Source organism: Streptomyces sp. NPDC034049 (assembly GCF_055575575.1).
On the sequence record NZ_JBVISJ010000011.1, the window covers coordinates 99021 to 124738 of the forward strand.

Here is a 25718-nt window from a genome sequence, read left to right on the forward strand (position 1 = left end):
GTGCGAAGTCCGTTCGGCGTGCGCGGGTTCGGTCCGACGTCCGCGTCGGCCGCACGGGCGACCGACGAGAGCGCGGTGCGGCCGGGGGACGGCCGCTCGTCACCCGACGGGACGGTGGGCCCCGGCTACCGATCCTCGTCCCGCGCCAGGTTCGCCGCCGCCTCGTGCATCGCCAGTTCGAGGAGCGCCGGGTCGGTGAGGGTGCCGCTGCCGTCCGGCGGGACCAGCCAGCGGACGCCGCCGGTCTGTCGGCCCGGATACGGCACCACGATCCAGGTGCCGCCGCCCGCGCTGCGCACCCCGGTGCCCAGCCACCGGGTCGCCGTGCCCGGCGGGACGAAGAACCCCATGCGGTCGTCGCCGAAGTCGACGAGCACGGGCCCCGGTTGATCGATGATGCGGGTCAGGACGTCGAGCGTGGGATAGCCGAGTTCGCCCGGCAGGATCAGCACGTCCCAGGCCCTGCCGGCCGGAAGCAGGGCGACCCCCAGGGGGTTGCGCTCCCACTCCCAGCGGCAGGCCTCGGGATCCGGTGACACGGATGCCAGCCACTCGACCGCCGTCTTGGCCCCAGTCATGACAGGGACCTTCCTCTCTCTAGAGCTCCTGCGGACGCGGTTTCGCGTCAGGAGCACAGACAGAGATTCCGGCCGGGCATTACGCGGGTTCCGACCACTTCTTGGTGGTGAAGGGGTAACCCGGTCCGACAGGGCGTACGCCTGTTGATCACATGTGCGCCCGCACGCCCCGTCGGCCACGGTGCCGGGTGCTCACTCCGTCAGCTGTCGAAGCCCAGCCCCAGCCTGTCCATGGCCTTCAGCCACAGGTTGCGGCGGCCCGCGCGGGAGTCGGCCCGGGCCAGGGACCACTTGGTGAGGGCGATACCGGTCCAGGCGAACGGCTCCGGCGGGAAGGGCAGCGGCTTCCTGCGCACCATCTCCAGCTCGGTGCGCTCCGTGCGCTCCCCCGCGAGGAGGTCCAGCATGACGTCCGCGCCGAACCGCGTGGCGCCCACGCCCAGCCCGGTGTAGCCGGCCGCGTAGGCGACTCTGCCCTGGTGGGCGGTGCCGAAGAACGCGGAGAAGCGGGAGCAGGTGTCGATGGCGCCACCCCAGGCGTGGGTGAAGCGGACGCCCTCCAGCTGCGGGAAACAGGTGAAGAAGTGCCCGGCGAGCTTGGCGTACGTCTCCGGCCGGTCGTCGTACTCGGCGCGCATACGTCCGCCGTACGGGTAGACCGCGTCGTAGCCGCCCCAGAGGATCCGGTTGTCGGCGCTGAGCCGGAAGTAGTGGAACTGGTTGGCCGAGTCCCCGAGCCCCTGCCGGTTCTTCCAGCCGATCGACGCCAGCTGGTCGGCACTGAGCGGTTCGGTCATCAGGGCGTAGTCGTAGACGGGGACGGTGTACGCGCGGACGCGCTTGACCAGGCTGGGGAAGATGTTGGTGCCGAGCGCCACCTGCCGGCTGCGGACCTGGCCGTAGGGGGTACGGACGGCCATCCCGGTGCCGTAAGCCTTCAGGTTCAGCGCGGGCGTGTGCTCGTAGACCCGGACGCCGAGGTTCAGACAGGCCCGCTTGAGGCCCCAGGCGAGTTTGGCGGGGTGCAGCATGGCGACGCCCCGGCGGTCGTACAGGCCGGCCTCGAAGGTGGGTGAGGCGACCTGGTCGCGGACGGCGTCGGCGTCCAGGAACTCGATGCCGTCGGCGAGGCCCTTGCGGGCGAGTTCGTCGTACCAGTCTCGCAGCTCCCAGGCCTGGTACGTCTCGGTGGCGACATCGATCTCGCCGGTGCGTTCGAAGTCGCAGTCCAGGTCGTGCCGGGCGACCGCCGCCTCGATCTCGTCGAGGTTGCGGGCGCCCAGTTCCTCCAGCCTGTGGATCTCGTCCGGCCAGCGGGCGAGGCCGTTGGCCAGGCCGTGGGTGAGCGAGGCGGCGCAGAAGCCGCCGTTGCGGCCGGAGGCGGCCCAGCCCACCTCGCGGCCTTCCAGCAGGACGACGTCCCGTCCCGGGTCGCGCTCCTTGGCGTTCAGCGCGGTCCACAGTCCGCTGTAGCCACCGCCGACGACCAGCAGGTCGCAGGTCTCGGCGCCGGTGAGCGCGGGCTCGGGGTGGGGCTTGCCGGGGTCTTCGAGCCAGTACGGGACCGGCTGTGCGTCGGAGAGAGACTTTGTCCAGCGGTTCATGGCGCTCGGGGCCATGATTTCAACTCCCTACAGAGTCGTCGAAACGAGCGGCATTCATGCCTTCTGCCGCTTTCTGCGATTTCCGATGGCCATTCCGGCCACCACGAACAGCACGGCGACCAGGAACATGGCCGTACCGATGACATTGATCTGGACGGGTGTGCCGCGTTGTGCCGAACCCCAGACGAACATGGGGAAGGTGACGGTCGAACCCGCGTTGAAATTCGTGATGATGAAATCGTCGAAGGAGAGCGCGAAGGCGAGCAGCGCGCCCGCCGCTATTCCGGGTGCGGCGATCGGCAGGGTGACCCGGACGAAGGTCTGCACGGGCCCGGCGTAGAGATCGCGCGCGGCCTCCTCCAGCCTCGGGTCCATCGACATCACCCGCGCCTTGACGGCGACCACGACGAAGCTGAGGCAGAACATGATGTGCGCGATGAGGATCGTCCAGAACCCCAGCTGCGCACCCAGATTGAGGAACAGGGTGAGCAGCGAGGCGGCCATCACGACCTCGGGCATCGCCATCGGCAGGAAGATCAGCGAGTTGACGGCGCCGCGCGCCCGGAAGCGGTACCGCACCAGCGCGAAGGCGATCATCGTGCCGAGGGCGGTGGCGCCGAGGGTCGCCCAGGCGGCCAGCTGGAGGCTGAGCGAGAGCGAGCCGCAGAGATCGGCGACACCGCACGGATCGGTCCAGGCGGCCGTGGAGAATTCCTGCCACTCGTAGTTGAAACGGCCCTTCGGCTGATTGAAGGAGAAGACCGTGACGACGATGTTCGGGAGCAGGAGATATCCGAGCGTCAGAAGTCCCGCGAGGACGACGAGTCGGCGCTTGAGCCAGTTGACGAAGGTCATTTAGACCAGGTCCTCCGTCCCGGACTTGCGGATGTAGACCGTGACCATGAGGAGGATCGCGGCCATGAGGATGAAGGAGAGCGCCGCCGCCGTCGGATAGTCGAGGATGCGCAGGAACTGGCTCTGGATGACATTGCCGATCATCTGGGTGTTGGTGGAGCCCAGGAGTTCGGCGTTCACGTAGTCGCCGCTGGCCGGGATGAAGGTCAGCAGGGTGCCGGAGACGACGCCCGGCATGGAGAGCGGGAAGGTGACCTTGCGGAACGTGGTGAACGGTCGGGCGTACAGGTCGCCGGCCGCCTCGTGGAGCCGTCCGTCGATGCGTTCGAGGGAGGTGTAGAGCGGCAGGATCATGAACGGCAGGAAGTTGTACGTGAGGCCGCAGACCACGGCGAGCGGGGTGGCCAGCACCCGGTCCCCGGCGGTGAGGCCGAGCCAGCTGGTGACGTCGAGGACGTGCAGCGAGTTGAGGGCGCCGACGACCGGGCCGCCGTCCGAGAGGATCGTCTTCCAGGCGAGGGTGCGGATCAGGAAGCTGGTGAAGAAGGGCGCTATCACCAGGATCAGGATCAGATTGCGCCAGCGGCCGGCCCGGAAGGCGATCAGATACGCCAGCGGATAGCCGAGCAGCAGGCACAGGACGGTCGCCGTGCCGGCGTAGAGCACCGAGCGCAGGGCTTGCGGGTAGTACTCGCTCAGCGCGTCCCAGTAGGTCGCGACGTGCCAGGTGACCCGGTAGCCCTCCTCCAGGGAGCCCGTCTGCACGGATGTGGAGGCCTGGTAGACCATCGGCATCGCGAAGAAGACCAGCAGCCAGATCAGCCCGGGCGCGAGCAGCAGGTACGGCGTCCGACGGCCCCTCTTGCGGGGCGGCTTCCCGGTGGCCGGGACGGGCGCGAGGGGCGGTGGCGCCTCGGCTTCGGTGAGGGTCGACATCAGGCGGCCGCCCCTTCGTCCACGCCGGCGTCCACGCCCGCGTCGATGTCCTGGGCGGCATCCAGCCCGAACGTGTGCGCGGGGCTCCAGTGCAGGACGACCTCGGCGCCCGGGACGAGCCGGGTGTCGCGGTCGATGTTCTGGACGTAGACCTCGAACTCGGGACAGACCGAGCAGTCGATCACGTACTGCGTGGAGACGCCGATGAAACTGGTGGCGGTGATCCGGCCGGTGACGCGGTTGCGGCCGGCCGGGATCTCCCCGGCGTCGTCGGCGTGGGTGAGGGTGATCTTCTCGGGGCGTACGCCGACGAGGACCTTGCCGCCGGTCCGGGCGGGCGCGGAACAGCGCGTCTCCGGGAGGACGAGCTGGTGGGCGCCCGCCTTGAGGACGATCTCGCCGCCGCTCCTGGAGTCGACCTCGGCCTCGATGAGGTTGGAGGTGCCGAGGAAGTTGGCGACGAAGGTGGTCCGCGGGTTCTCGTACAGGTCGGTGGGCGAGCCGAGTTGCTCGACGCGGCCGCCGTTCATCACGGCGACCGTGTCGGCCATGGTCATGGCCTCCTCCTGGTCGTGCGTGACATGGATGAACGTGATGCCGACCTCGGTCTGGATGCGCTTGAGCTCCAGCTGCATCTGGCGGCGCAGCTTGAGGTCGAGGGCGCCGAGGGGCTCGTCGAGGAGGAGCACCCTGGGGTGGTTGATCAGGGCGCGGGCGACGGCGACGCGCTGCTGCTGGCCGCCGGAGAGCTGGTGCGGCTTCTTGCGGGCCTGCTCGCCGAGCTGGACCAGTTCCAGCATCTCCTCGACCTGCTTCTTCACGCTTCTGATGCCGCGCCGGCGCAGACCGAAGGCGACGTTCTCGAAGATGTCGAGGTGGGGGAAGAGGGCGTACGACTGGAAGACCGTGTTCACCGGCCGTTTGTAGGGGGGCAGGTTCGTCACGTCCTGGTCGCCGAGCCGGACGCTTCCGCAGGAAGGTTCCTCCAGGCCGGCGATCATGCGCAGCGTGGTGGTCTTGCCGCAGCCGGAGGCACCGAGCAGGGCGAAGAAGGAACCTTCCGGCACGGTCAGGTCGAGCGGATGCACGGCGGTGAAGGAGCCGTAGGTCTTGCCGATCCCGGAGAGGCGGACGTCGCCGCTGCCGCCGCCGACCGCGTTCTTGCTGCTCTTCTTGCTGGTCATCGTCCTCGTCACGCCCCTGTCAGCTTCGCGAACTTCTCTTCGTACGCCGTCTCTTCCTTCTGGCCGAGGGAGCGGAAGGCATGGGACTTGGCCGCCATGGCGGCGTCGGGAATGATCAGCGGGTTGTTCGCCGCCTCCGGGTCGATCCTGGCCAGTTCCGCCTTCACCCCGTCGACGGGGCACACGTAGTTGATGTACGCGGCGAGTTCGGCGGCCGGCTTCGGCTCGTAGTAGTAGTCGATGAGCCGTTCGGCGTTGGTCTTGTGCCGGGCCCTGTTCGGGATCAGCAGGTTGTCGGTCGAGGTCATGTAGCCGCTGTCGGGGATGACGAAGTCGACGTCCGGGGAGTCGGCCTTGAGCTGGACGACGTCACCGGCCCACGCGATACAGGCCGCGAGGTCGCCCTTGGTCAGGTCCGAGGTGTAGTCGTTGCCGGTGAAGCGGCGTATCTGGCCCTTGTCGACGGCCTTCTGGAGGCGGGCGATCGCCGCGTCGTAGTCGTCGTCGGAGAACTTCGCCGGGTCCTTGCCCATGTCGAGCAGGGTCATCCCGATGCTGTCGCGCATCTCGGAGAGGAAGCCGATGCGCCCCTTCAGCTTGGGATTGTCGAGCATGTCGGAGACGGACCGCACCTCCTGCCCGTCCAGGGCCTTCCTGTTGAAGGCGATGACGGTCGAGATGCCCTGCCAGGGGTACGAGTAGGCCCGCCCCGGGTCCCAGTCCGGGCTGCGGAACTGCTGGGAGAGGTTCATGAAGGCGTGCGGCAGGTTGGAGGGGTCGAGCTTCTGGACCCATCCGAAGCGGATCAGCCGGGCGGCGAGCCAGTCGGTGACGCAGATGAGGTCGCGTCCGGTGTCCTGGCCCGCGGCGAGCTGCGGCTTGATCTTGCCGAAGAACTCGACGTTGTCGTTGATGTCCTCGGTGTAGTCGACCTTGATGCCGGTGCGCCGGGTGAACTGGTCCAGGCTGGGATGGCGCTTGCCGCTGTCGTCGACGTCCATGTAGTCGGTCCAGTTGGAGAAGTTGACCTCCTTCTCCTTGGCCGAGTGGTCCTCGGACGAGCCGCCCGAGGTGCTCTTCGCCGCGGGGATGCCGCAGGCGCTCAGCGCCCCGAGCCCGCCGGCCACGAGTGCGCCGCCCGTTCCGGCGCGCAGCAGTGAACGACGGCTGAGTGCGGCCCTGCCGGCGGTGAGGCTGCGCGGCACGGCGGCCGCCCGGGCCGGCGAGAGGCGGTCGGGCTCGTACTGCTCCATGCGCGTGGTGCCCTTTCGGACGTGCCCTTTCGGGAGGGTGGGCGGGGAACGGCCGGGGTCGGACGGCCGGTCCCCAAGCTGACTAGCGGTCCCCGAAGATCGTGCGGTGCCAGTCCTTTCTGGCGATCGCCGTATTGTCGAACATGACGTGCTTGATCTGCGTGTACTCCTCGAACGAGTACGCGGACATGTCCTTGCCGAAGCCGGACGCCTTGTAGCCGCCGTGCGGCATCTCGCTGATGATCGGGATGTGGTCGTTGACCCATACGCACCCGGCCTCGATCTCCCGGGTGGCGCGGCCCGCGCGGTAGACGTCCCGGCTCCAGGCGGAGGCGGCGAGCCCGTACGGGGTGTCGTTGGCGAGGCGGATGCCCTCGTCGTCGCCGTCGAACGGCAGGACCACGAGCACGGGGCCGAAGATCTCCGACTGGACGATCTCGCTGTCCTGCGCGGCGTCCGCGATCAGGGTGGGCCGGTAGTACGCGCCGTTCTCCAGCTCACCCCCGGGTGCCGCACCGCCGGTGACCACGCGCGCGTACGCGCGTGCCCGCTCGACGAACCCGGCGACCCGGTCGCGCTGGGCGTGCGAGATCAGCGGGCCGAGGTCGGTGCCCGGGGCGAAGGGGTCGCCGAGCCGGACGGTCTCCATCAGGGCTGCCGTCCGCGCGACGAACTCCTCGTAGAGGGGCCGCTGCACGTACGCGCGCGTGGCGGCCGTGCAGTCCTGGCCGGTGTTGATGAGGGCGCCCGCGACCGCGCCGTGGACGGCGGCCTCCAGGTCGGCGTCGTCGAAGACGACGAAGGGCGCCTTGCCGCCGAGCTCCAGATGGATGCGCTTGAGGGTGGCGGTGGCGATCTCCGCGACGCGTCTGCCGACGGCCGTGGATCCGGTGAAGGAGGTCATGACCACGTCGGGATGGCCGACGAGGTGCTCACCGGCCTCCCTGCCCGTGCCGGTGACGATGTTGATCACCCCGTCGGGGAGGCCGGCGTCCGTGGCGGCCTGCGCGAAGAGCAGCGAGGTGAGCGGGGTCAGCTCGGCGGGCTTCAGCACGATCGTGTTGCCCGCGGCGATCGCCGGGAGGATCTTCCAGGCGGCCATCTGGAGCGGATAGTTCCAGGGCGCGACGGACCCGACGACCCCGAGGGGCTCACGGCGTACGTACGAGGTGTGGTCCCCGGAGTACTCGCCGGCCGACTGGCCCTGGAGGTGGCGGGCGGCGCCCGCGAAGAAGGCGGTGTTGTCGATGGTGCCGGGCACGTCGAACTCGCGCGTCAGCTTGAGCGGCTTGCCGCATTGCAGGGACTCGGCCCGCGCGAACTCCTCCGCCCGGTCGGCCAGGACGGCGGCGAAGCGGTGCAGCGCGTCCGACCGCTCGCCGGGCGTGGCCGCCGCCCAGCCGGGGAACGCCGCGCGGGCGGCGGCGACGGCCGCGTCCACGTCGTCGGGGCCGGCCAGCTCGTAGGTGAGGACCTCGTCGCCGGTCGCGGGGTCGACGACCGTGTGGGTACGGCCCGACGTGCCCTTGGCCGGGCGGCCGGCGACGAACTGCGCGCCGACCGCGAAGCGGTCCTGTGCGGGGAATCGGTCCGGGGTGGCGGTGCCCGGGTTCTGCATGTCGCTCTCCTCCGCCGGTGCCCCCTCTGTCCTCGGGGAGGGTGGCGTAGCTCCAGCTCGATTTGAGTGCCGATCCTGACAGAGCTGGGCGGCACCAACAAGTGATTCCGTTGTTGCCTTTTGGTTACGCGACGGAATCTGTCGACCAGGTGTCCAGTCGGCACAGGAAATCGAGGACGGTGTGTCAGTGGTGCCTGCCAGACTCGTCGGCATGGAGAAGATCGATTCTTGGGACACGCTGACGGAAGCGGTCCGCGCGGGGGCGAGGGTCAAGTACCTGCACTTCTGGGGGCACCGCCCCCTGCCGGACGGCCGGATCGGTGCGAGCTGTCTGAGCCAGTGGTGGCCGTCGCCGTTCACGGTGGACGGCGTGGAGTACGCGACGGCCGAGCACTGGATGATGGCCGCCAAGGCCCGGCTGTTCGGGGATCCGGAGGCGCAGCGCGAGGCCGTGGCCGCGCCGACCCCCGCCCAGGCCAAGAAGGTCGGGCGGCTGGTGCGCGGCTTCGACGACGCCGTGTGGGAGCGGGAGCGCTTCGGCATCGTCGTCGAGGGCAGCTTCCACAAGTTCGCCGCCCATGCCGACCTGCGGGCGTTCCTCCTGGGCACGGTCGGCCGGGTGCTCGTCGAGGCCAGCCCCGTCGACCGGGTCTGGGGCATCGGCCTCGCGGCGGACGACGAGCGCGCGATGGACCCCGCGCGATGGCGGGGTCCCAATCTGCTGGGCTTCGCGCTGATGGCGGCCCGGGAGCGCCTGTCGAGCGGGGTCGAGGTGTGAGCGCGGGCCGTGGATGAGGCGAGGGGGGCGGTCCGCGGCGGGTGCGTGGTGGCTGGTCTCGCCGGTCCCCCGCCTCCCTCGGGGCGCTACACGCCGGCTTCCGCCCTCGGCAGCGCCAGGGACAGGGACGTGGAGTAGCTGTCGTCGAAGGGGTCGGTGTCCGAGTCGTAGCCGTCGCTCTCGGCCGCCAGGACGAGGAGGACGATGAAGCCGATGCCGAGCAGGATGCCGACGACTCCGCAGATGATCCCGGCCAGCGCGTGCCCCGGGTTCGTCGCCTCGCCCCGGCGCGCCTTGGCCCGCCCGATGAAGCCGAAGATCATGGCCATGACCCCCAGCAGGATCGCGAGCGGCCACAGGCAGAAGAACACGGCCGCGCAGATGCCGAGCACCATCGCCGCGATCCCCATGCCGTTGCTCGGCGGCGGCGCCGCGAGGGGCCAGGCGTAGCCCGCGCCCGGAGCGGGGTAGCCGGCGCCGGGCTGCGCGTGGACGCCCGGGTACGCGGGGGACGGGGAGTAGCCGTACGGGATCTGCCCTGGACCCTCGGGACCGATGGGCGGAGGGGGTACGGCAGCGCCCGGGGCCGCGTAGGGCGCGGAGGCCGCGGGCGGCGGGTAGGACGCGTGAGGTGCGCCGGTCGCGGGCGGCGCGAACGGGTGGGCGGCGGGAGTGGGCGCCGTCGCGGGCTGCTGGGCACCCGGGGGTGCGAACGCGCCGGGACCCGCCCAGGGCTGCGGCGCGGGGGTCGGCGTGTGCGCGGGGCCGCCATGGGCCGGGGTGTCGGCCAGTGCGGCCCAGGGGTCGTACGGAGCCTGGGGTGCGGGGGCGGACGCGACTGTCGGGCTCTGCGCGGCCGTCGGGCTGGGCGCGGTCGGTTTGTCGAGGGCGACCGTCGGCGTCGGTGTCACCGCGGGTGCCTCGGCGAGCGTCGGGGACGGTATCGCGTCCCGGGGCTGCGGGGCGGCGTCCGGCGCGGTCGGCAGGGGTACGCCCTCGGCCACCGTCAGCAGTTCGGCACCGCCGCCCGGCGCCGACGGCGCGGCGTCCTCGGTGACCGTCGGCAGCGCCGCACCGTCCACCACCGTCGGCGGCACGGCATCGTCGATCATCGTCGGCAGCTCGGCGCCGTCGACCACCGTCAGCGGGGCCGCGTCATCGGTCACCGTCGGGAGGGTGGCGCCGTCGACCACGGTCGGCGACAGCGCGGCGTCGCCCTGCGGAGGCGCCCATGCCCCCGGCGGTGGAGTGGTCGGTGTGTCCGGAATCGGTGCCTCGTCGGCCGGCATGAGCGCTCCCCCTGTGACGTTCCGTGCCGTTCTGCGTCGTCTTCTCCGACGTACGCGATCAGCTGTACGTTCGGTCATGCTAAGGCCCGGGGATCGAAGAGCGGACGGCCGCCTACGATGATCTCCGAGTCATCGATCAGCCGATCACCCGCGCCCCCCGCAGCAGTCCATGGCTCGGGGCGGACGCCGTTCCCGGGGAGGAACCTTGACCGACCACCGCACCGCGCAGGGCGTGCCCCTGAGCCCCGCCGTCGCCGACACCGCCGCCGCTTCCGGCTCCCGCGATCTGCACGCCTTCATCGCCGGTCTGCCGAAGGCCGAACTGCATGTGCACCACGTCGGCTCCGCCTCCCCCCGTATCGTCTCGGAACTGGCCGCCCGCCACCCCGACTCCCAGGTGCCCACGGACCCCGAGGCGCTCGCGGACTACTTCTCGTTCACGGACTTCGCCCACTTCATCCAGGTGTATCTGTCCGTCGTCGACCTGATCCGCACCCCGGAGGACGTCCGTCTGCTGACGTTCGAGGTGGCGCGGGACCTCGCCCGCCAGCAGGTGCGCTACGCCGAGCTGACCGTCACGCCGTACTCCTCCACCCGTCGCGGGATCGAGGAGCGGGCCTTCATGGACGCGATCGAGGACGCCCGGAAGGCGGCGGAGGCCGAGTTCGGGACCGTACTGCGGTGGTGCTTCGACATTCCCGGCGAGGCGGGACAGGCCGCGGCCGACGAGACCCTACGGCTCGCCACCGAGGACCGGCTGCGGCCGGAGGGGCTGGTGTCCTTCGGTCTCGGCGGACCCGAGGTCGGCGTGCCGAGGCCGCAGTTCAAGCCGCACTTCGACCGGGCGATCGCGGCCGGGCTGCACTCCGTGCCGCACGCCGGCGAGACCACGGGGCCCGAGACGATCTGGGACGCGCTCAACGAACTGCGCGCGGAGCGCATCGGCCACGGCACCAGCGCCGCCCGCGACCCGAAGCTGCTGGCCCATCTCGCCGAGCGGCGGATCGCCCTGGAGGTCTGCCCGACCTCGAACATAGCGACCCGCGCGGTCCGCACCCTCGACGAGCACCCCATCGGGGAGTTCGTCCGGGCCGGTGTGCTGGTCACCGTCAACTCCGACGACCCGCCGATGTTCGGCACCGACCTGAACACCGAGTACGCGGTCGCCGCGCGCCTCCTCGACCTCGACGAGCAGGGCGTGGCCGCGCTCGCGAAGAACGCCGTGGAGGCGTCCTTCCTCGACGAGCCCGGCAAGGCCCGGGTGACCGCCGAGATCGACACCTACACCTCGGCCTGGCTGACCCCCTGATCCGATCGGGACCGGAAACCACCACCATGCGCACCGTGACCGCCGTCGCCCATCGCGGCGCCCCCTACCGCCACCGTGAGAACACGCTCGACTCCCTGCGGGCCGGGCTCGAACTCGGGGCGGACGCCGTCGAGTTCGACGTCCGGACGACCCGTGACGGGGTACCGGTCCTGCTCCACGACGCGACGCTCAACCGGCTCTGGGAGGTGGACCGGCCGCTGGCCGCGCTCTCCGCCGCGGAGCTGCGCGGGCTGACGGCCGAGGGGGTGCCGACGCTGGCCGACGCGCTGCACGCCACCGAGGGCAGCCGCGTGATGGTGGACCTGCCGGGGGCGGTCGACCCCCGGGCGGTGCGGCAGATCCTCGGCGTCGTACGCGAGTGCGACGCCGAGGACCGTGTCTACTACAGCGCCGACCCGCGGACCGTGCTCGCCGTCCGCGCCGCCGCCCCTGCGGCCGAACTCGCCCTCACCTGGAAGACCTCCGCTCCGCCGCGCCCCGCCCTCCTCGACGCCATCCGTCCGCGCTGGCTGAACTACCGCTTCGGCCTCCTCACCCGCCCCCTGGCGGACCGCGTCCACCGGGACGGCTACCTCCTGTCCGCCTGGACCCCGGACACCCGGCGCTCCATGCGCCGCCTGCTGTCCTGGGGCGTCGACTCGATCACCACCAACCGCGTCGACGCCCTGTGCACGCTCAGGGCCACGGGCAACGGGCGACCGGCCCTCTGAGGGAGCGCGGGGCCTGCCCGATCGGCCCCCACCCGCACGCACGCGCCCGCTACACCTCGGACCGCTGTGCCACGGTCGCCGCGTCCGTCGGCTTCTCGCGGGTGACGTACTGCGGCACCGGCGCCGAGTCCTTGCCGTCGTCGCGCACGAGGCCGTAGCGGATGGCCCCCCGATCGGGGCCGACGGTGATGTCCTCGGTGACGGCGTCCCAGGTGGAGGGCGCCACGGTGATGCCGTAGTCGGCGCCGCGTTCGTTCTGGGTGAGGGTGACCGTGCCGTCGAGGTAGAAGTACTCGTTCTGCCACATCTGCTGGGTGCCGTCGGGCAGGACGGTGTAGCCGGTGTCGGGGCCGCCCATGCCCGAGGTCCTGCCGTCGGCGGAGGTCGGGTCGTCCATGCGGCGGCCGCCGCCCGAGGCGACGTGGAAGAGCTTGCCGTCGAGGCCGGTCCAGGCCGGCATGACCAGACCTCCCGCCCGGTACTGGGGCGAGATCTGCCAGCGGACCAGGACATAGCCCCGGCCCGTGAACGTCACCTGCTCGCCCCGATGGTTCATCACGGTCCGCGCCCCGCCGCTGCTGGTGACGCCCGACTCGGGCCGGCGCGGGAGGGCGGCGGGCGGGGTGTCCGGGTCCGGTGCCTCGTCCGCCACGTCGACGACGGTGCCGTACAGGTCTTTCGGAGCCTTCTTCTTCGTCGCCGACGGGGAGGCCGAGGGCGAGGGGGACGAGGAGGGCGACGAGGAGGGCGACGAGGCGCGGGGCGCCGGGGCCGCGGGTCCACGGGCCGTGCTCATCGCCGACGGGGCCGCCTGCGCGGGCCGGTCGGCCGGGGGCTGCGTCACGACGTACGCGCCCCCGGCGACGATCGTCGCGCCGGCCGAGACCGCGACGACCGGCTTGGTGAGGGCGCCGATCACCTTGGCGGACCAGCCCACGGAGGCGGTCGCGGCGGTCGCCGCCGCGGCCGTCTTGCCGCCGAACGCCAGGGACAGGGTGAACCCGACGGGCACCGGAACGAGGGCGAGCCCGACGAGAAGGCGTTCGGCGGGGACGACGACCTCGCCGGTGCGGCCGTGGCCGTCGCAGCGGGCGCAGCCGCGGATGTGCCGGGCGATGCGCTTGCGCCACACCGAGTCGGGTTGCCCGCTCCAGCGGGCGGTGACCCGGCCGAGGTCGGAGCAGGAGGAGTCGAGGGCGCGCACGATGCCGCGCGCGGTCTCCAGCCGGGCCTTCATCCGCTGGACGCGGACGGCGGCGTGCTGCCGGCTGATGCCGACGGCGGCGGCGAGTTCGCGCCGGGTGAGTTCACCGGCGACCTCCAGCCACCACAGCGACAGCAGCTGCCGGTCCTCGTCGTCGAGCCAGCGGACCGCTTCCGCGACCTCCTTGCGCTGCCCCTCCAACTGGAGCCGCAGCACGGTCAGTTCGGCGAAGTCGGCGGCGCCGTGGGCATCGTGGTCGTCGAACTGGTCGGCGGTGCGGCGGCGCGCCCGGTCCCGTATCTGCCGCATGGCGATCGCGACCAGCCAGGAACGGAAGCTGTCCGGATCGCGCAGCGTGCCGAGGTTGTCGACGGCGCGCAGCATCGTCTCCTGCACGACGTCGTCGACGTCGGCGTGACCGTTGAGGGCCCGGCCGACGATGTTGTAGACGAGCGGCAGCCAGCCCTCGACCAGCTCGTCGAGGGCGCGTCGGTCCCCCGCCTGCGCGGCCGCGATGGTGGACCGCCACTGCCGCCCGTCCACGTACGTCCCCTTCGGTCCCGCTGGGCTCACCCTGTTCACTCGGCTGTGTTCCGTACCTTCTCAGCCATCGTCCCGACCTGGGGAATCTCCGAGGCGGAGATCACACCACGCACACTGCTCATACGGCTCGCTCCTGCATGTGGGGAGACAGGGGGGCTACGGAGACGGTGTGGAGGCGGCCGGGATAACAGTTTTCCGGTCCCACCCGCCGGTGAGGGCCTCCAGCCGCTTGATCCGCTGTCGTACGACGTACAGCGGGATCACTCCGAAGACCCCGAACGACATGTCGATCACGGTCCACCAGAAGGGGATGTCCCGGATCGGCCCGCAGATCAGGGCCAGCGGGACGATCCCCGCGCAGGCGATCATGCCGAACTCGATGACCCAGATGTTGCGGACCGGGTCGCGGTAGGGGCCGTAGAACGACACCGCGATCACCAGGTGCGCGAAGGCCAGCCAGTCCGTGCCGTACAGGAGGAACGGGTACTCGGCGTCGGCTTCGTCGAGCCCCGCCCGTACCCGCTCGATCCACTCGACGAGCGTCGGCAGGTGGTCGCCGACGGACCACGACCGCAGCAACTCCTCGGTCCAGCGCAGCTCGTGGACCAGCGGGAAGGCGGTGGCGCCGCTCAGCACCAGACAGACGACGAAGAAGACCAGCCACGCACGGATGCCCTTCAACAGGGCGGCTCTGTCGCTCATGGGGTGAGCGTACGCCCCCACTTGAACGCGTTCAAAAGTGGGGGCCCGGCAGTCGCCGGGCCCCTCGGGAACGCGACGGACCCTCAGCCTCCGGGGATCGAGCGGATCGCGGCGATGTCGAACTGCAGGCGCACCTTCTCGCTCACCATGGCGCCGCCCTCCGCGAGCCGCTGGTTGTAGGTGAGGCCCCATTCGGAACGATTGATGGTGGTGGTCCCGTCGAAGCCGACCCGCTCGTATCCGAACGGGTCCATGACGTGCCCTATGTAGGTGAGTTCCAGATCGACGGGGCGGGTGATGCTCTTGATCGTGAGTTCACCGGCCATGCGGTAGACATCGTTGCCGACGAGACGCACCGCCGTACTGACGAAGCGCATACGCGGATAAGTCGCGGCATCCAGGAAATCGCGACCCATCAGATGAGCGTCGCGTTGTTCCACTCCGGTGTCGACGGACGTGGTGGACAGCACTATCTCGGCGCGTGAACGCGAGGGATCACGACCGTCGAAATAGAGCCGGCTCTGATACTCGGTGAACGCCCCACGCACGGTCGTGACCAGGGCGTGCCGGACGGAGAAACCGATACGGCTGTGCGCCGCGTCGATCATCCATTCGCCGGTCAGCATCGCGAGAGCGGGGTCGGACATGCCGTCGGGAGCGAATGCCGCTGACTCGTGGGGGAGTTGTGCGGCTGTGGGGGCTGCCGGGCGGCGCAGGGACGCAGCACGGGTGAACAGGTTCATGATTCACGTAACTACGGCACGACGGGATGGGCCGCAACCCTCCGCCGGCGAATCCATCAGGTCCGCATCGACGGCGAAAGGCTGATAAAACGCCACCGCGCGGCAGACAATTGCACGATCTCCACAAGGCCCCCACGAATTTCCCGCCGCAATTCGTCCCGGAAACGGCCTGAAGCGAATCGGGGCCGTCCGGGAATCAGGTCGTGCTCTTCGGCAGCAGGCCACGGGCAAAGGTGTCCCGGGCGGCTGCCAGATGCCGCCCGGCCCGCGCGAGCGAGATCTCGTGGTGGCCGGGGAACAGCGCGTCCACGTGGAGCGCCGCCGGCCTGTCCGGAGTGGCGGCGCGCTCGCTCGCGACGGTACGCAGGACCACTCCGCCGCCGAGGTCGATCTCCTCGCCGTCGGCCACGGCCTCGACCTGGGGGCAGGGGGCGAAGGTGTGGTCGGCCGGGTAGTACCCGGACGCCTTTCCCCTTTCCAGACCGACCCCCGCCTCGTCGCCCGCCGCGATCCACCCCGTGGCCTCGGCGCCGACCGGCGCCCGCAGTCCGGGCAGCCGTTCGGCGAGCGCGGCGGCTCCGCCGCGTGGTCGGCGTGGCCGTGGGTGAGCAGCAGACGGCCGGGTCGGCGCCGGTGACACGCACGGCGCGCACGCTGCGCTACGGCGGACCGGCCGGCCCCGGCCTCCACGAGCACGCTGTGCCGGGCGCCCCGCACCAGGTGGACATGACCGTCCAGCGGGTCGCTGAGATCGAATCCGTACGCCCTGCCGGCGACGAGCGTGACATGGTCGGTCAGCCGCATGACGGCCCTCCGGCGTTCGATGCCGACGGGGACGACGAGGCCCTCCCCCCGCCCTCCTCAACGCCGACCCACCCCGCGAGGTGACCCTCCGGCCCCCGGAGCCCTCCCGGTCTCCCGGCGCCCCCGGCACGCTCCCCGCCCTCCCCGGCGCCCCCGGGCGCGCCCTGCCACTCCCTCCGCGCCCCGGGCGCGCCCCACCGCTCCCCCTGCTTCCCGGCTCCCCGGCTGCCCCAGGCGCGCCCTACAACCCGACGATCCCGTTCCACCGCCGCGCGAACTCACGCCGTTCCCCGGAGGTGATGTCCCGGGCGACGGCGAGCCTGGCCCGCATGGTGTCGTCGGGGAAGATCAGGGGGTCCTCGGCGAGGGCGGCGGTCTCCTCGTCCTTGGCGGAGGCCAGGACGTCGCGGGCCGCCGGGACGGGGCAGACGTAGTTGACCCAGGCCGCGAGTTCGGCGGCCACGTCGGGGTCGTAGTAGTGGTCGACCAGGCGCTCGGCGGCGGCCTTGTGCCGTGCCAGGTTGGGGATCATCAGGGACTCGGACCAGAGTTCGGCGCCCTCCTCGGGCACGACGAACCGGATGTCCGGGTCGTCGGCCTGGAGTTGGATGACGTCCCCGGAGTAGGCCTGGCAGGCGAGGACGTCCCCGCCGGCGAGGTCCTTGATGTAGTCGTTGCCGGTGAACCGGCGGATGTGGCCGGCCCGGACCCGGGAGGCTACCTGGTCGCAGACGGTGTGGAAGTCGTCCGCGGTCCAGCGCGTGACATCGACACCGTTGCCCTGCATCAGCAGCGCGAACGCCTCGTCCAGCCCGGAGAGGAGGGTGACCCGCCCCTTGAGGTCGTCCGCCCACAGGTCCGCGACCCGGCGGATCTCGCGGCCCACCCTGCGCCGGTTGTACGCGATACCGGTGATCCCCGACTGCCACGGCACGGTGAAGGCACGGCCGGGGTCGAAGGCGGGCGACCTGAGCTGCGGATCCAGATGGCGCCCGACGTTCGGCTGCCGGGCCCGGTCCATCTCCTGCACCCAGCCGAGCCGTACGAACCGGGCGCACATCCAGTCGCTGACGACGACGAGGTCGCGGCCGGTCTGCTGGTGGTTCATCAGGGCGGGGCTGATCTTGCCGAAGAACTCGTCGTTGTCGTTGATCTCCTCGACGTAGTCGACGGCGATCCCGGTGCGCTCCTCGAACGCCTCCAGGGTCGGCCGCCGGGTGTCGTCCTCGTCGTCCGTGTCGATGTAGAGCGGCCAGTTCGACCAGCTCAGCCGCTTGTCCCGAGCCGACAGGTCGACGCCGGCCCGGTCGCCGGGCGCCACGTACGCGGCGGGCACACCGCACCCGGCGATGGCGCCGAGGGACACCCCCGCCCCCAGCAGGGAGCGACGCGTGAGCATGCCCTTCTGGACCCCCGCGCCCCTATGGGCCGAAGGCCCGGAAGGGGCGCGGGGAACTGCGCGACCAGTCACAACCAACCCTCAGCCGTCGACGACCCTCAGCCCAGCGACGTCATCACGTGCTTGATCCGCGTGTAGTCGTCGAACCCGTAACCCGACAGGTCCTTGCCGTACCCGGACTTCTTGAACCCGCCGTGCGGCATCTCCGCGACCAGCGGGATGTGCGTGTTGATCCACACGCACCCGAAGTCCAGCGCCTTCGACATCCGCATCGCCCGCCCGTGGTCCTTCGTCCACACCGACGAGGCCAGCGCGTACTCCACGCCGTTCGCCCACTCGACGGCCTGTCCCTCGTCCGAGAAGGACTGCACGGTGATGACCGGCCCGAAGACCTCCCGCTGGATGATCTCGTCGTCCTGCTTCAGCCCGGAGACCACGGTCGGCGCGTAGAAGTACCCCTTCTCGCCGACCTGGTGGCCACCGGCCTCGACCTTGGCGTGGGCCGGCAGCCGCTCGATGAACCCGGCGACCTGCTTGAGCTGGTTGGGGTTGTTCAGCGGGCCGTACAGCACGTCCTCGTCGTCCGGCTGCCCGGTCTTCGTCTCGGCCGCCGCCTTCGCGAGCGCGGCCACGAACTCGTCGTGGATGCCCTCCTGGACCAGGACACGGGTCGCGGCCGTACAGTCCTGCCCGGCGTTGAAGAAGCCCGCCACCGAGATGTCCTCGACGGCCTTGGCGATGTCGGTGTCGGCGAAGACGACGACCGGCGCCTTGCCGCCCAGCTCCAGGTGGACCCGCTTGAGGTCCTTGGACGCGGACTCGGCGACGGACATGCCGGCCCGCACGGACCCGGTGATGGAGGCCATCGCCGGGATCGGGTGCTCGACCATCAGCCGGCCGGTGTCACGGTCACCGGTGATCACGTTGAAGACGCCCTTGGGCAGGATCGACCCGATGATCTCGGCGATCAGGACGGTCGACGCGGGCGTGGTGTCCGACGGCTTCAGCACGACGGTGTTGCCCGCGGCGATCGCCGGCGCGAACTTCCACACGGCCATCATCATCGGGTAGTTCCACGGCGCGACCTGGGCGCAGACGCCGACCGGCTCACGGCGGACGATCGAGGTCATGCCCTCCATGTACTCGCCGGCCGAGCGCCCCTCCAGCATCCGCGCGGCACCCGCGAAGAAGCGGATCTGGTCCACCATCGGCGGGATCTCCTCGGAGCGGGTCAGCCCGATCGGCTTGCCCGTGTTCTCCACCTCCGCCGCGATCAGTTCCTCGGCCCGCTCCTCGAAAGCGTCGGCGATCTTCAGCAGGGCCTTCTGGCGCTCGGCCGGCGTGGTGTCCCGCCAGCCCGGGAACGCGGCCTCGGCGGCGGCCATCGCCGCGTCGACGTCGGCCTGGCCGGACAGGGGCGCGGTCGCGTAGGCCTCGCCCGTCGCGGGGTTGACCACCTCGGTGGTCCGTCCGTCGACGGCGTCACGGAATTCCCCGTCGATGTAGTTGCGCAGACGACGCAGCTCGGTGCTCACTGCCGGCCCTCCAGATGGGTCCAGGTTGGGGTGTCCATTCCTTGAGACACCACCCTAATCCGCCGCCCCACGTTTTCAACACCCCCGACACCTCGCTGACTGCGAAATCCGCAAGCTACAAGCCCGTAAACAACGAATTTCATCGGTTCAGCCTTGCGGAACTGTCGAGACGTCGTGCACAGTGAGGCCGTGGCCAGTCGAAGCGCAGACCAGAAGGACTCCAGGGACTCCCGGGAGCCCAGGAACGGCACCCCGCAGTTGGACGCCGTCTCCCTCGCCATCGTCGAGCAGTTGCAGGAGGACGGCCGACGGCCGTACGCCGCGATCGGCAAGGCCGTCGGCCTCTCCGAGGCGGCGGTGCGCCAGCGCGTGCAGAAGCTGCTCGACCAGGGCGTGATGCAGATCGTCGCCGTCACCGACCCGCTCACCGTGGGCTTCCGGCGCCAGGCGATGCTCGGCATCCACGTCGACGGCGACCTGGATCCGGTGGCGGACGCGCTGACGGCCATGTCGGAGGTGGAGTACCTCGTGATCACCGCCGGCTCCTTCGACCTGCTGGCGGAGATCGTCTGCGAGGACGACGACCACCTCCTGGAAGTCATCAACAAGCGCATCCGGACCCTGCCCGGGGTGCGGTCGACCGAGAGCTTCGTCTATCTCAAGCTCAAGAAGCAGACCTACATGTGGGGAACCCGATAACCGTGAGGACGCGATACCCGTGAGCCCCAAGGACCTCAGCCAGACCGCGTACGACCACCTGTGGATGCACTTCACCCGCATGTCGTCCTACGAGAACTCCCCGGTCCCCACCATCGTCCGGGGCGAGGGCACGTACATCTTCGACGACAAGGGCAAGCGCTACCTCGACGGTCTCGCCGGTCTCTTCGTGGTCCAGGCGGGCCACGGCCGCACCGAGCTGGCGGAGACGGCGTTCAAGCAGGCGCAGGAGCTTGCCTTCTTCCCGGTGTGGTCGTACGCCCACCCGAAGGCCGTCGAACTGGCGGAACGTATCGCCTCCCACGCGCCGGGCGATCTGAACAAGGTCTTCTTCACCACCGGCGGCGGTGAGGCGGTCGAGACGGCCTGGAAGCTCGCCAAGCAGTACTTCAAGCTCCAGGGCAAGCCGACCAAGTACAAGGTCATCTCCCGCGCCGTCGCCTACCACGGCACCCCGCAGGGCGCCCTCGCCATCACCGGCCTGCCGGCCCTCAAGGCCCCCTTCGAGCCGCTGGTGCCGGGCGCGCGCAAGGTCCCGAACACGAACATCTACCGCGCCCCGATCCACGGCGACGACCCGGAGGCCTTCGGGCGCTGGGCCGCCGACCAGATCGAGCAGCAGATCCTCTTCGAGGGCCCGGAGACGGTCGCGGCCGTCTTCCTGGAGCCGGTGCAGAACGCCGGCGGCTGCTTCCCGCCGCCGCCCGGCTACTTCCGGCGGGTCCGCGAGATCTGCGACCAGTACGACGTCCTGCTGGTGTCGGACGAGGTCATCTGCGCCTTCGGCCGGCTCGGCACGATGTTCGCCTGCGACAAGTTCGGCTACGTCCCGGACATGATCACCTGTGCCAAGGGCATGACCTCGGGCTACTCCCCGATCGGCGCCTGCGTCGTCTCGGACCGCATAGCCGAGCCCTTCTACAAGGGCGACAACACCTTCCTGCACGGCTACACCTTCGGCGGCCACCCCGTCTCCGCCGCCGTCGGCCTCGCCAACCTCGACCTGTTCGAGCGCGAGAAGCTCAACCAGCACGTCCTCGACAACGAGGCGGCCTTCCGGTCCACGCTGGAGAAGCTCCACGACCTGCCGATCGTCGGCGACGTCCGCGGAAACGGCTACTTCTACGGAATCGAGCTGGTCAAGGACAAGACGACGAAGGAGAGCTTCGACGACGACGAGACCGAGCGGATCCTCTACGGCTTCCTGTCCAAGAAGCTGTTCGAGAACGGCCTCTACTGCCGTGCCGACGACCGCGGCGACCCGGTCGTCCAGCTCGCGCCGCCGCTGATCTCCGACCAGTCGACCTTCGACGAGATCGAGCAGATCCTGCGCGCGACGCTGACGGAGGCGTGGACCCTGCTGTAGTCGCGGAACCTGCTGGAGTCGTGGACCACGGCGGACCGCGGCGGACCGCGGCGCCGCGAACCGCCGACGGCAGGGCATGAACGCCTTTCGAACGGCCCGGGGCGCCCCCATCCGAGTGAGATGGGGGCGCCCCGGGCCGTGTGCTGTCCGCCCCCTGCCGCCCCGACTCCCTAGCGTGCCCCTGTAACCGATCGGCCCTGCCTTCGTTCCCCGGACGGGGGGCTCCCCCGGCAATCCTGATCCGAACCGAGGTGTACGCCCATGGTGGCCCCGCCGGACAACGACGTGCTCTGGGCACGTGGTCTGACCTACGCGCACGACGGCTCGCCCGCCCTGCACGGTGTGTCGATGAGTGTCCGGGAGGGCGAGATCCTCGCCGTCACCGGCCCGCGCGGCAGCGGCAAGACCACGCTCCTGCGGTGCCTGTCCGGACAACTTCGGGCCCAGCGGGGAGAGGTCTGGTTCAACAGCGTCCCCGTGCACACGATGGGTGCGCACGCCCGAGAACGGCTGCGTCTGGATCGCTTCGGGTGGATCGACCCCGAGCCGGTCCTCGTCCCCGAGCTGAACGCCTGGGAGAACACCGCCCTGCCGCTGATGCTGCGCGGCACCGGCCGCCGGGCCGCCAAGGCCGCCGCCCTGGAGTGGCTGGAGCGCCTCGACATCCGGGACACCGCCCGCAAGCGCCCGCACGCCCTCCTCCAGTCGGAGCGCCAGCGCGTGGTGGTGGCCCGCGCCCTGGTCTGCGCCCCCACGGTCCTCTTCGCGGACGAACCGACGGCCCCGCTGCACCGCGCCGAACACACCCATGTCCTGCGCACCCTGACCACGGCGGCCCGCTCCCACCGGATCACGGTCGTGCTCGCCACCCACGACCCCGACACGGCGGCCCTCGCGGACCGCACGGTGACCCTCCTGGACGGACGCCACGTGAAGACGGTCCGCCTGCCCGCCACCCCGGAGCCCGAGAGCCGCGCCCCGGCCGGCCGGCCCCGCCGCGCCGGATCCCCCGCCGGCGCGAGCACGGAGCGCTCCGGCCCGGAGGCGGCGGCCCACACCGCACCGGAAGCAGCACCGGCCGCCACCGCCGACGCAGCACCGACCGCCACCACTGAGGCGAGCCGCCCCACGCCCCGAGAACCCCGACGCCCCACCACCCCGGCAGCGACGGACCCCCCGGCCCAGTCGGACCACCCCTCCACCGCCGCAGAGGTAGGCCGCCCCGCAACCGAGGGCGAAGCCAGAACGCCCGCCGACGAACAGGCCCGCCAGCCCACCGAAACCACCGACCGACCAGCCCCCACCCCAGAAGTGGGCCGCCCGGCTGCCGAGGGCGAAGCCAGAACACCCGCCGACGGGAAGGCGCAGCCACCTGCCGAGGCCGACGGCCCGGCGGCCGGGGCGCGCTCCTCCGCCGCCGACGGGGAAGGCCGGGCAGCGTGCTCGCTCTCCGCCTAGCCCGCCGGGCCCACCCCGTGGTCCAGTTCCGTCGGCTTCTCGTGGCCGCGGCCGCCGGCGGCACCGGCTTCCTGCTGCTCTGCGCCCTCGGGCACGCCATGGCCCACCCGCACGCCCCGGCGGGCTCGGCGCTCCGTCTGGCCTGGTGCGTGGCCCCCGCCGCCGCCACCGTGTACTTCGCGGTGACGGTGGCCCGCACCGACCCCGGCACCCGCCCTCGCCCCGGCCTCTCCGCGATCGGCCTCGGTCCCGGCCGGCTCATGGCGATCTCCGCGGTCACCACGGCCCTGTCCACCGTCCTCGGCTCCCTCCTCGCCCTCCTCTTCTTCCTCCACCTGCGCGGCGACCTCACCGGCCTGCCCTTCGACGGCGCGGCCGCCGACGTCCTCGCCGCCGGGCGCCCTCTGCCCCTCCCGGCCGCCCTCACCCTCCTCTCCCTCGTCCCGGCCGTCGCCTCGGTCACCACCGCGCTGGTCCTGCGCCCCAAGGGCAGCGACGCCAGGCCCACCGGCCCCCGGACCCGCTTCATGGCGTACGACACCTTCGCGATCTCCCGGCGCACCGCGCCCCCGGCGGGGGCCACGAGGTACGAGGAGGAGGCGGACGAGGGGGCGGACGAGAAGGGCACGGCCGCCGCCGAGTCCGCCCAGGCGCCGCCGGAACCACCGGCTCCGCGCCCCGCCCCCGGCGGCCTCCCCTGGGGCGTCGCCGTACTGGCCGTGGGCCTCGCCTTCGAGAGCTACGCAGGCCAGTCGAACGACGGCTCCGGCCTCACCCTCCCCGGCGGCTTCGCGGACAGCCCCGCGGGCGTCCTGGGCGGCTGGCTGCTCACCGCGCTCGGGCTGATCCTCGTCGGGCCCGGCCTCACCCATCTCACCGGGCGCCTGCTCCAGTCCGTACGCCCCGGCGCACTGCGCCTCCTCTCCGGGCGCGTGCTCCAGGAGGAGGCCCGGCGCGTCGGGCGTCCCCTCGGCGTGGTGTGCGCGGTGGCCTCCGGCGCCTACGCCATGGCGACGCTGTCCTCGGGCGTGCGCCCCACCGTCGGCCCGCTCACCCTGCTGGGCGGGCTCGTGGTGGCCGGCTGCGCCGTGCTCACCCTCGCGACAGCCGCCGTCGAGGCCCGGCGGGCGCACGCGGACACCACGGCCGCGCTGCTGCGGCTGGGGGCGCCCCGCGTTCTGCCCCGGCGGGCGGCCCTGCTCCGCGCGGCCGCCCTGCTCGCCGTGTTCGGCCCCCTGACCTGGACGATCGCCGAGCTGGCGGCGCGCCCGCTGGCCGCCTGAAAACTCGTACGAAAAAAGTTCGCGCGCGGCGATGAGTTTCGCGGGGACCCCCGGTCTATCCCTGCGAACAGACCGAAACCGATACGACGGATTACGGGAGAGACCTCGCCATGTACCAGCAGATGATCTTCGTGAACCTGCCCGTGAACGACCTCGACGCCTCGAAGAAGTTCTTCACGGAGCTCGGCTACGCGCTCAACCCCCAGTTCAGCGACGAGAACGCGGCCTCCGTCGTGATCAGCGACACCATCGTGGCGATGCTCCTCACCAAGCCGTTCTACGCGACCTTCACCAAGAAGGAGATCGCGGACGCCACCAGGACCAGCCAGGTGCTGCTCTGTCTGAGCGCCGAGAGCCGCGCGAAGGTGGACGAGCTGGTCGAGAAGGCGGTCGCCGCCGGCGGCACCGCCTCGGAGAAGGTCCAGGACATGGACTTCATGTACGGCCGCGCCTTCGACGACCTCGACGGCCACACCTGGGAGGTCGTGTGGATGGACCCGTCGGCGATCGAGGGCTGAAAGCGCCACTCGTCCACCCGCCGCCCGCCCCCGCGCCCCGCCAGGGGCGCGGGGAACTGCGCGAGCAACCCCCACCCACCCGCAGCCGCCAAGCACAGTCGCCCCCACCCTCACAGGCGCCCGGCCCACCCAGCGGAGCGCAATAGCATGGGCGGGTGCAGACGATGCCCGCCCACGCGGCCCACCACGACGACTTCGAGATCGAGACGATCGAGGAGTTCGACGCGACCGTCTCGTCGCGCGGCACGCTCGCCGGATACCGGGTCCAGGCCGTCGATCTGACGGACCGTACGCGCGAACTGCTCGCCACCGACACGGCGCAGGCCGTCTTCCTCGGCTGCCCGATGCGTCCGGAGGCGGCCGCGAAGATACGCACGGACGGCGCCCTGGTCTTCCCGCCCGTCCCCGGCCTGCCCTTCGATCCGTACCGGGGCCTGCTCTACTCCCCCGACGAACTCTTCGCCTCCCTGTCCGACGGCGGCTACGAGGCCACCCCCGACGCCCGCGCGTACGCCTGGTTCCAGCGCACCAAGGCCGACCGCGACGTCTACGCCTCCATGCTGCGCGCCGTCCACGACGACTCCGTCTCGGACGCCCTCGACGAACTCCTCTCCGGCGCCCGGGTGGTGGGCGTGATGGGCGGCCACGCGATGGCACGCGGCACCGAGGCCTACGAGGGCGCCGCCCGCCTCGGCCGGACCCTCGCCCGCTCGGGTCTCACGGTCGCCACCGGCGGCGGTCCGGGTGCGATGGAGGCGGCGAACCTGGGCGCCTACGCGGCGCCGTACGACGACGGGATGCTCGCCGAGTCGCTGCGACTGCTGGCGGGGGCGCCGAAGTTCACGCCCTCCATCACCGACTGGGCGAGCACCGCCTTCGAGGTGCGCACCCGCTGGCCGAAGGGCGGCACCTCCGTCGGCATCCCCACCTGGTTCTACGGCCACGAGCCGCCGAACCCGTTCGCCTCGCACATCGCCAAGTACTTCGCCAACGCCACCCGGGAGGACGGTCTCCTCGCCCGCTCCGGTGCCGGCGTCGTCTTCCTGCCCGGGGCCGCCGGAACCGTGCAGGAGATCTTCGACAACGCGACCCCCAACTACTACGAGTCGCGCGGCGAACCGACCCCCATGGTCCTCGTCGACCGGGCCCACTGGACGCAGACGCTGCCGACCTGGCCGTTGCTCAACTCGCTGGCGCGGGGCCGTTCGATGGAGGCCCGTATAGCCCTCGTCGACCGGATCGAGGAGGCTCCGGACGCCCTGGCCCGTCTCGGGGACCGCCCAAACACTTCTTCGGATTGACATTGCTTAT

The 25718-nt window shown here is 71.2% G+C and carries 22 protein-coding genes and 2 pseudogenes; 9 read left to right on the top strand and 15 right to left on the bottom strand.

Features of this window, described 5'->3' with window-relative positions; genetic code table 11:
• Positions 1–125 precede the first annotated feature (125 nt).
• The 7 genes from ACZ52C_RS28665 to ACZ52C_RS28695 form a co-directional block, all read right to left on the bottom strand.
• Entirely contained in the window at positions 126–578 is a 453-nt protein-coding gene (locus ACZ52C_RS28665; RefSeq protein WP_045561419.1) for a hypothetical protein, read from the bottom strand.
• 200 nt (positions 579–778) lie between these two features.
• On the bottom strand, positions 779–2197 hold the full coding sequence (locus ACZ52C_RS28670) for an NAD(P)/FAD-dependent oxidoreductase (protein ID WP_469077480.1): 1419 nt from the start codon (positions 2195–2197) through the stop codon (positions 779–781).
• Positions 2198–2236: 39 nt separating this feature from the next.
• On the bottom strand, positions 2237–3037 hold the full coding sequence (locus tag ACZ52C_RS28675; RefSeq protein ID WP_469077481.1) for an ABC transporter permease: 801 nt from the start codon (positions 3035–3037) through the stop codon (positions 2237–2239).
• Positions 3038–3973 carry an ABC transporter permease gene (locus ACZ52C_RS28680; RefSeq protein ID WP_469077482.1) on the bottom strand — a complete coding sequence of 312 codons (936 nt, stop codon included), beginning with the start codon at positions 3971–3973 and terminating at the stop codon, positions 3038–3040. It abuts the gene before it with no gap.
• A complete protein-coding gene (locus ACZ52C_RS28685; RefSeq protein WP_469077483.1) occupies positions 3973–5157 on the bottom strand; it encodes an ABC transporter ATP-binding protein in 1185 nt (394 codons plus the stop codon). The genes ACZ52C_RS28680 and ACZ52C_RS28685 overlap by 1 nt, the downstream gene beginning before the upstream one ends.
• Positions 5158–5165: 8 nt before the next feature.
• The gene (locus ACZ52C_RS28690) at positions 5166–6410 is read right to left on the bottom strand and encodes a polyamine ABC transporter substrate-binding protein (RefSeq protein WP_469077484.1); all 1245 of its coding nucleotides are present in this window, start codon (positions 6408–6410) and stop codon (positions 5166–5168) included.
• Positions 6411–6492: 82 nt separating this feature from the next.
• The gene (locus ACZ52C_RS28695) at positions 6493–8028 is read right to left on the bottom strand and encodes a gamma-aminobutyraldehyde dehydrogenase (protein WP_469077485.1); all 1536 of its coding nucleotides are present in this window, start codon (positions 8026–8028) and stop codon (positions 6493–6495) included.
• A gap of 211 nt (positions 8029–8239) precedes the next feature.
• Between ACZ52C_RS28695 and ACZ52C_RS28700 the strand changes: the two genes are divergently transcribed.
• Positions 8240–8806, top strand: a complete 567-nt coding sequence (locus tag ACZ52C_RS28700) for an NADAR family protein (protein ID WP_469077486.1) — start codon at positions 8240–8242, stop codon at positions 8804–8806.
• An 86-nt stretch (positions 8807–8892) separates the two neighbouring features.
• Here ACZ52C_RS28700 and ACZ52C_RS28705 read toward each other — a convergent pair whose 3' ends face one another.
• The gene (locus ACZ52C_RS28705; protein WP_469077487.1) at positions 8893–10095 is read right to left on the bottom strand and encodes a DUF4190 domain-containing protein; all 1203 of its coding nucleotides are present in this window, start codon (positions 10093–10095) and stop codon (positions 8893–8895) included.
• 205 nt (positions 10096–10300) lie between these two features.
• On the opposite strand from ACZ52C_RS28705, the gene ACZ52C_RS28710 reads away from it, so the two are divergent.
• Positions 10301–11404: an adenosine deaminase gene (locus tag ACZ52C_RS28710; protein WP_469077488.1), complete on the top strand. Its 1104-nt coding sequence runs from the start codon at positions 10301–10303 to the stop codon at positions 11402–11404.
• Between the two features lie 26 nt (positions 11405–11430).
• On the top strand, positions 11431–12135 hold the full coding sequence (locus ACZ52C_RS28715; protein WP_469077489.1) for a glycerophosphodiester phosphodiesterase: 705 nt from the start codon (positions 11431–11433) through the stop codon (positions 12133–12135).
• A 49-nt stretch (positions 12136–12184) separates the two neighbouring features.
• On the opposite strand, the gene ACZ52C_RS28720 is transcribed toward ACZ52C_RS28715, so the two are convergent.
• From ACZ52C_RS28720 to ACZ52C_RS28750, 7 genes and pseudogenes are all read right to left on the bottom strand, one after another.
• Positions 12185–13882, bottom strand: coding sequence for a sigma-70 family RNA polymerase sigma factor (locus tag ACZ52C_RS28720; RefSeq protein WP_469077490.1), 1698 nt, complete (start codon positions 13880–13882; stop codon positions 12185–12187).
• Positions 13883–14038: 156 nt separating this feature from the next.
• The gene (locus tag ACZ52C_RS28725) at positions 14039–14584 is read right to left on the bottom strand and encodes a hypothetical protein (RefSeq protein ID WP_060887175.1); all 546 of its coding nucleotides are present in this window, start codon (positions 14582–14584) and stop codon (positions 14039–14041) included.
• 83 nt (positions 14585–14667) lie between these two features.
• A complete protein-coding gene (locus ACZ52C_RS28730) occupies positions 14668–15327 on the bottom strand; it encodes a YceI family protein (protein ID WP_192365345.1) in 660 nt (219 codons plus the stop codon).
• Between the two features lie 196 nt (positions 15328–15523).
• Positions 15524–15967 (bottom strand): hypothetical protein, encoded by a 444-nt coding sequence (locus ACZ52C_RS28735; RefSeq protein ID WP_469077611.1) that lies wholly within the window; start codon positions 15965–15967, stop codon positions 15524–15526.
• Positions 15967–16131 (bottom strand): annotated as a pseudogene (locus tag ACZ52C_RS28740) (hypothetical protein); the annotation flags it as partial. The gene ACZ52C_RS28735 and the pseudogene ACZ52C_RS28740, both read right to left, overlap by 1 nt.
• Before the next feature lie 241 nt (positions 16132–16372).
• Positions 16373–17530 (bottom strand): polyamine ABC transporter substrate-binding protein, encoded by a 1158-nt coding sequence (locus tag ACZ52C_RS28745; RefSeq protein ID WP_469077491.1) that lies wholly within the window; start codon positions 17528–17530, stop codon positions 16373–16375.
• A 98-nt stretch (positions 17531–17628) separates the two neighbouring features.
• Positions 17629–19065, bottom strand: a complete 1437-nt coding sequence (locus ACZ52C_RS28750; protein WP_469077492.1) for a gamma-aminobutyraldehyde dehydrogenase — start codon at positions 19063–19065, stop codon at positions 17629–17631.
• A 174-nt stretch (positions 19066–19239) separates the two neighbouring features.
• Here ACZ52C_RS28750 and ACZ52C_RS28755 point away from each other — a divergent pair, with 174 nt between their 5' ends.
• The 6 genes and pseudogenes from ACZ52C_RS28755 (at position 19240) to ACZ52C_RS28780 (ending at position 25708) form a co-directional block, all read left to right on the top strand.
• Positions 19240–19764 carry an Lrp/AsnC family transcriptional regulator gene (locus tag ACZ52C_RS28755; RefSeq protein ID WP_086805192.1) on the top strand — a complete coding sequence of 175 codons (525 nt, stop codon included), beginning with the start codon at positions 19240–19242 and terminating at the stop codon, positions 19762–19764.
• A gap of 19 nt (positions 19765–19783) precedes the next feature.
• A complete protein-coding gene (locus ACZ52C_RS28760) occupies positions 19784–21148 on the top strand; it encodes an aspartate aminotransferase family protein (protein WP_469077493.1) in 1365 nt (454 codons plus the stop codon).
• A gap of 261 nt (positions 21149–21409) precedes the next feature.
• A pseudogene (locus ACZ52C_RS28765) lies at positions 21410–22126 on the top strand (ABC transporter ATP-binding protein); the annotation flags it as partial.
• Between the two features lie 461 nt (positions 22127–22587).
• Entirely contained in the window at positions 22588–23889 is a 1302-nt protein-coding gene (locus ACZ52C_RS28770) for a hypothetical protein (RefSeq protein ID WP_469077494.1), read from the top strand.
• Between the two features lie 110 nt (positions 23890–23999).
• A complete protein-coding gene (locus tag ACZ52C_RS28775; RefSeq protein WP_469077495.1) occupies positions 24000–24407 on the top strand; it encodes a VOC family protein in 408 nt (135 codons plus the stop codon).
• Positions 24408–24562: 155 nt separating this feature from the next.
• Positions 24563–25708, top strand: a complete 1146-nt coding sequence (locus ACZ52C_RS28780) for an LOG family protein (RefSeq protein ID WP_469077496.1) — start codon at positions 24563–24565, stop codon at positions 25706–25708.
• Positions 25709–25718: the final 10 nt, after the last annotated feature.

Coding starts and splice junctions, on each gene's coding strand:
- ACZ52C_RS28665 (WP_045561419.1), bottom strand. CDS start 578: ATGACTGGGGCCAAGACGGCGGTCGAGTGGCTGGCATCCGTGTCACCG.
- ACZ52C_RS28670 (WP_469077480.1), bottom strand. CDS start 2,197: ATGGCCCCGAGCGCCATGAACCGCTGGACAAAGTCTCTCTCCGACGCA.
- ACZ52C_RS28675 (WP_469077481.1), bottom strand. CDS start 3,037: ATGACCTTCGTCAACTGGCTCAAGCGCCGACTCGTCGTCCTCGCGGGA.
- ACZ52C_RS28680 (WP_469077482.1), bottom strand. CDS start 3,973: ATGTCGACCCTCACCGAAGCCGAGGCGCCACCGCCCCTCGCGCCCGTC.
- ACZ52C_RS28685 (WP_469077483.1), bottom strand. CDS start 5,157: ATGACCAGCAAGAAGAGCAGCAAGAACGCGGTCGGCGGCGGCAGCGGC.
- ACZ52C_RS28690 (WP_469077484.1), bottom strand. CDS start 6,410: ATGGAGCAGTACGAGCCCGACCGCCTCTCGCCGGCCCGGGCGGCCGCC.
- ACZ52C_RS28695 (WP_469077485.1), bottom strand. CDS start 8,028: ATGCAGAACCCGGGCACCGCCACCCCGGACCGATTCCCCGCACAGGAC.
- ACZ52C_RS28700 (WP_469077486.1), top strand. CDS start 8,240: ATGGAGAAGATCGATTCTTGGGACACGCTGACGGAAGCGGTCCGCGCG.
- ACZ52C_RS28705 (WP_469077487.1), bottom strand. CDS start 10,095: ATGCCGGCCGACGAGGCACCGATTCCGGACACACCGACCACTCCACCG.
- ACZ52C_RS28715 (WP_469077489.1), top strand. CDS start 11,431: ATGCGCACCGTGACCGCCGTCGCCCATCGCGGCGCCCCCTACCGCCAC.
- ACZ52C_RS28725 (WP_060887175.1), bottom strand. CDS start 14,584: ATGAGCGACAGAGCCGCCCTGTTGAAGGGCATCCGTGCGTGGCTGGTC.
- ACZ52C_RS28730 (WP_192365345.1), bottom strand. CDS start 15,327: ATGAACCTGTTCACCCGTGCTGCGTCCCTGCGCCGCCCGGCAGCCCCC.
- ACZ52C_RS28745 (WP_469077491.1), bottom strand. CDS start 17,530: ATGCTCACGCGTCGCTCCCTGCTGGGGGCGGGGGTGTCCCTCGGCGCC.
- ACZ52C_RS28775 (WP_469077495.1), top strand. CDS start 24,000: ATGTACCAGCAGATGATCTTCGTGAACCTGCCCGTGAACGACCTCGAC.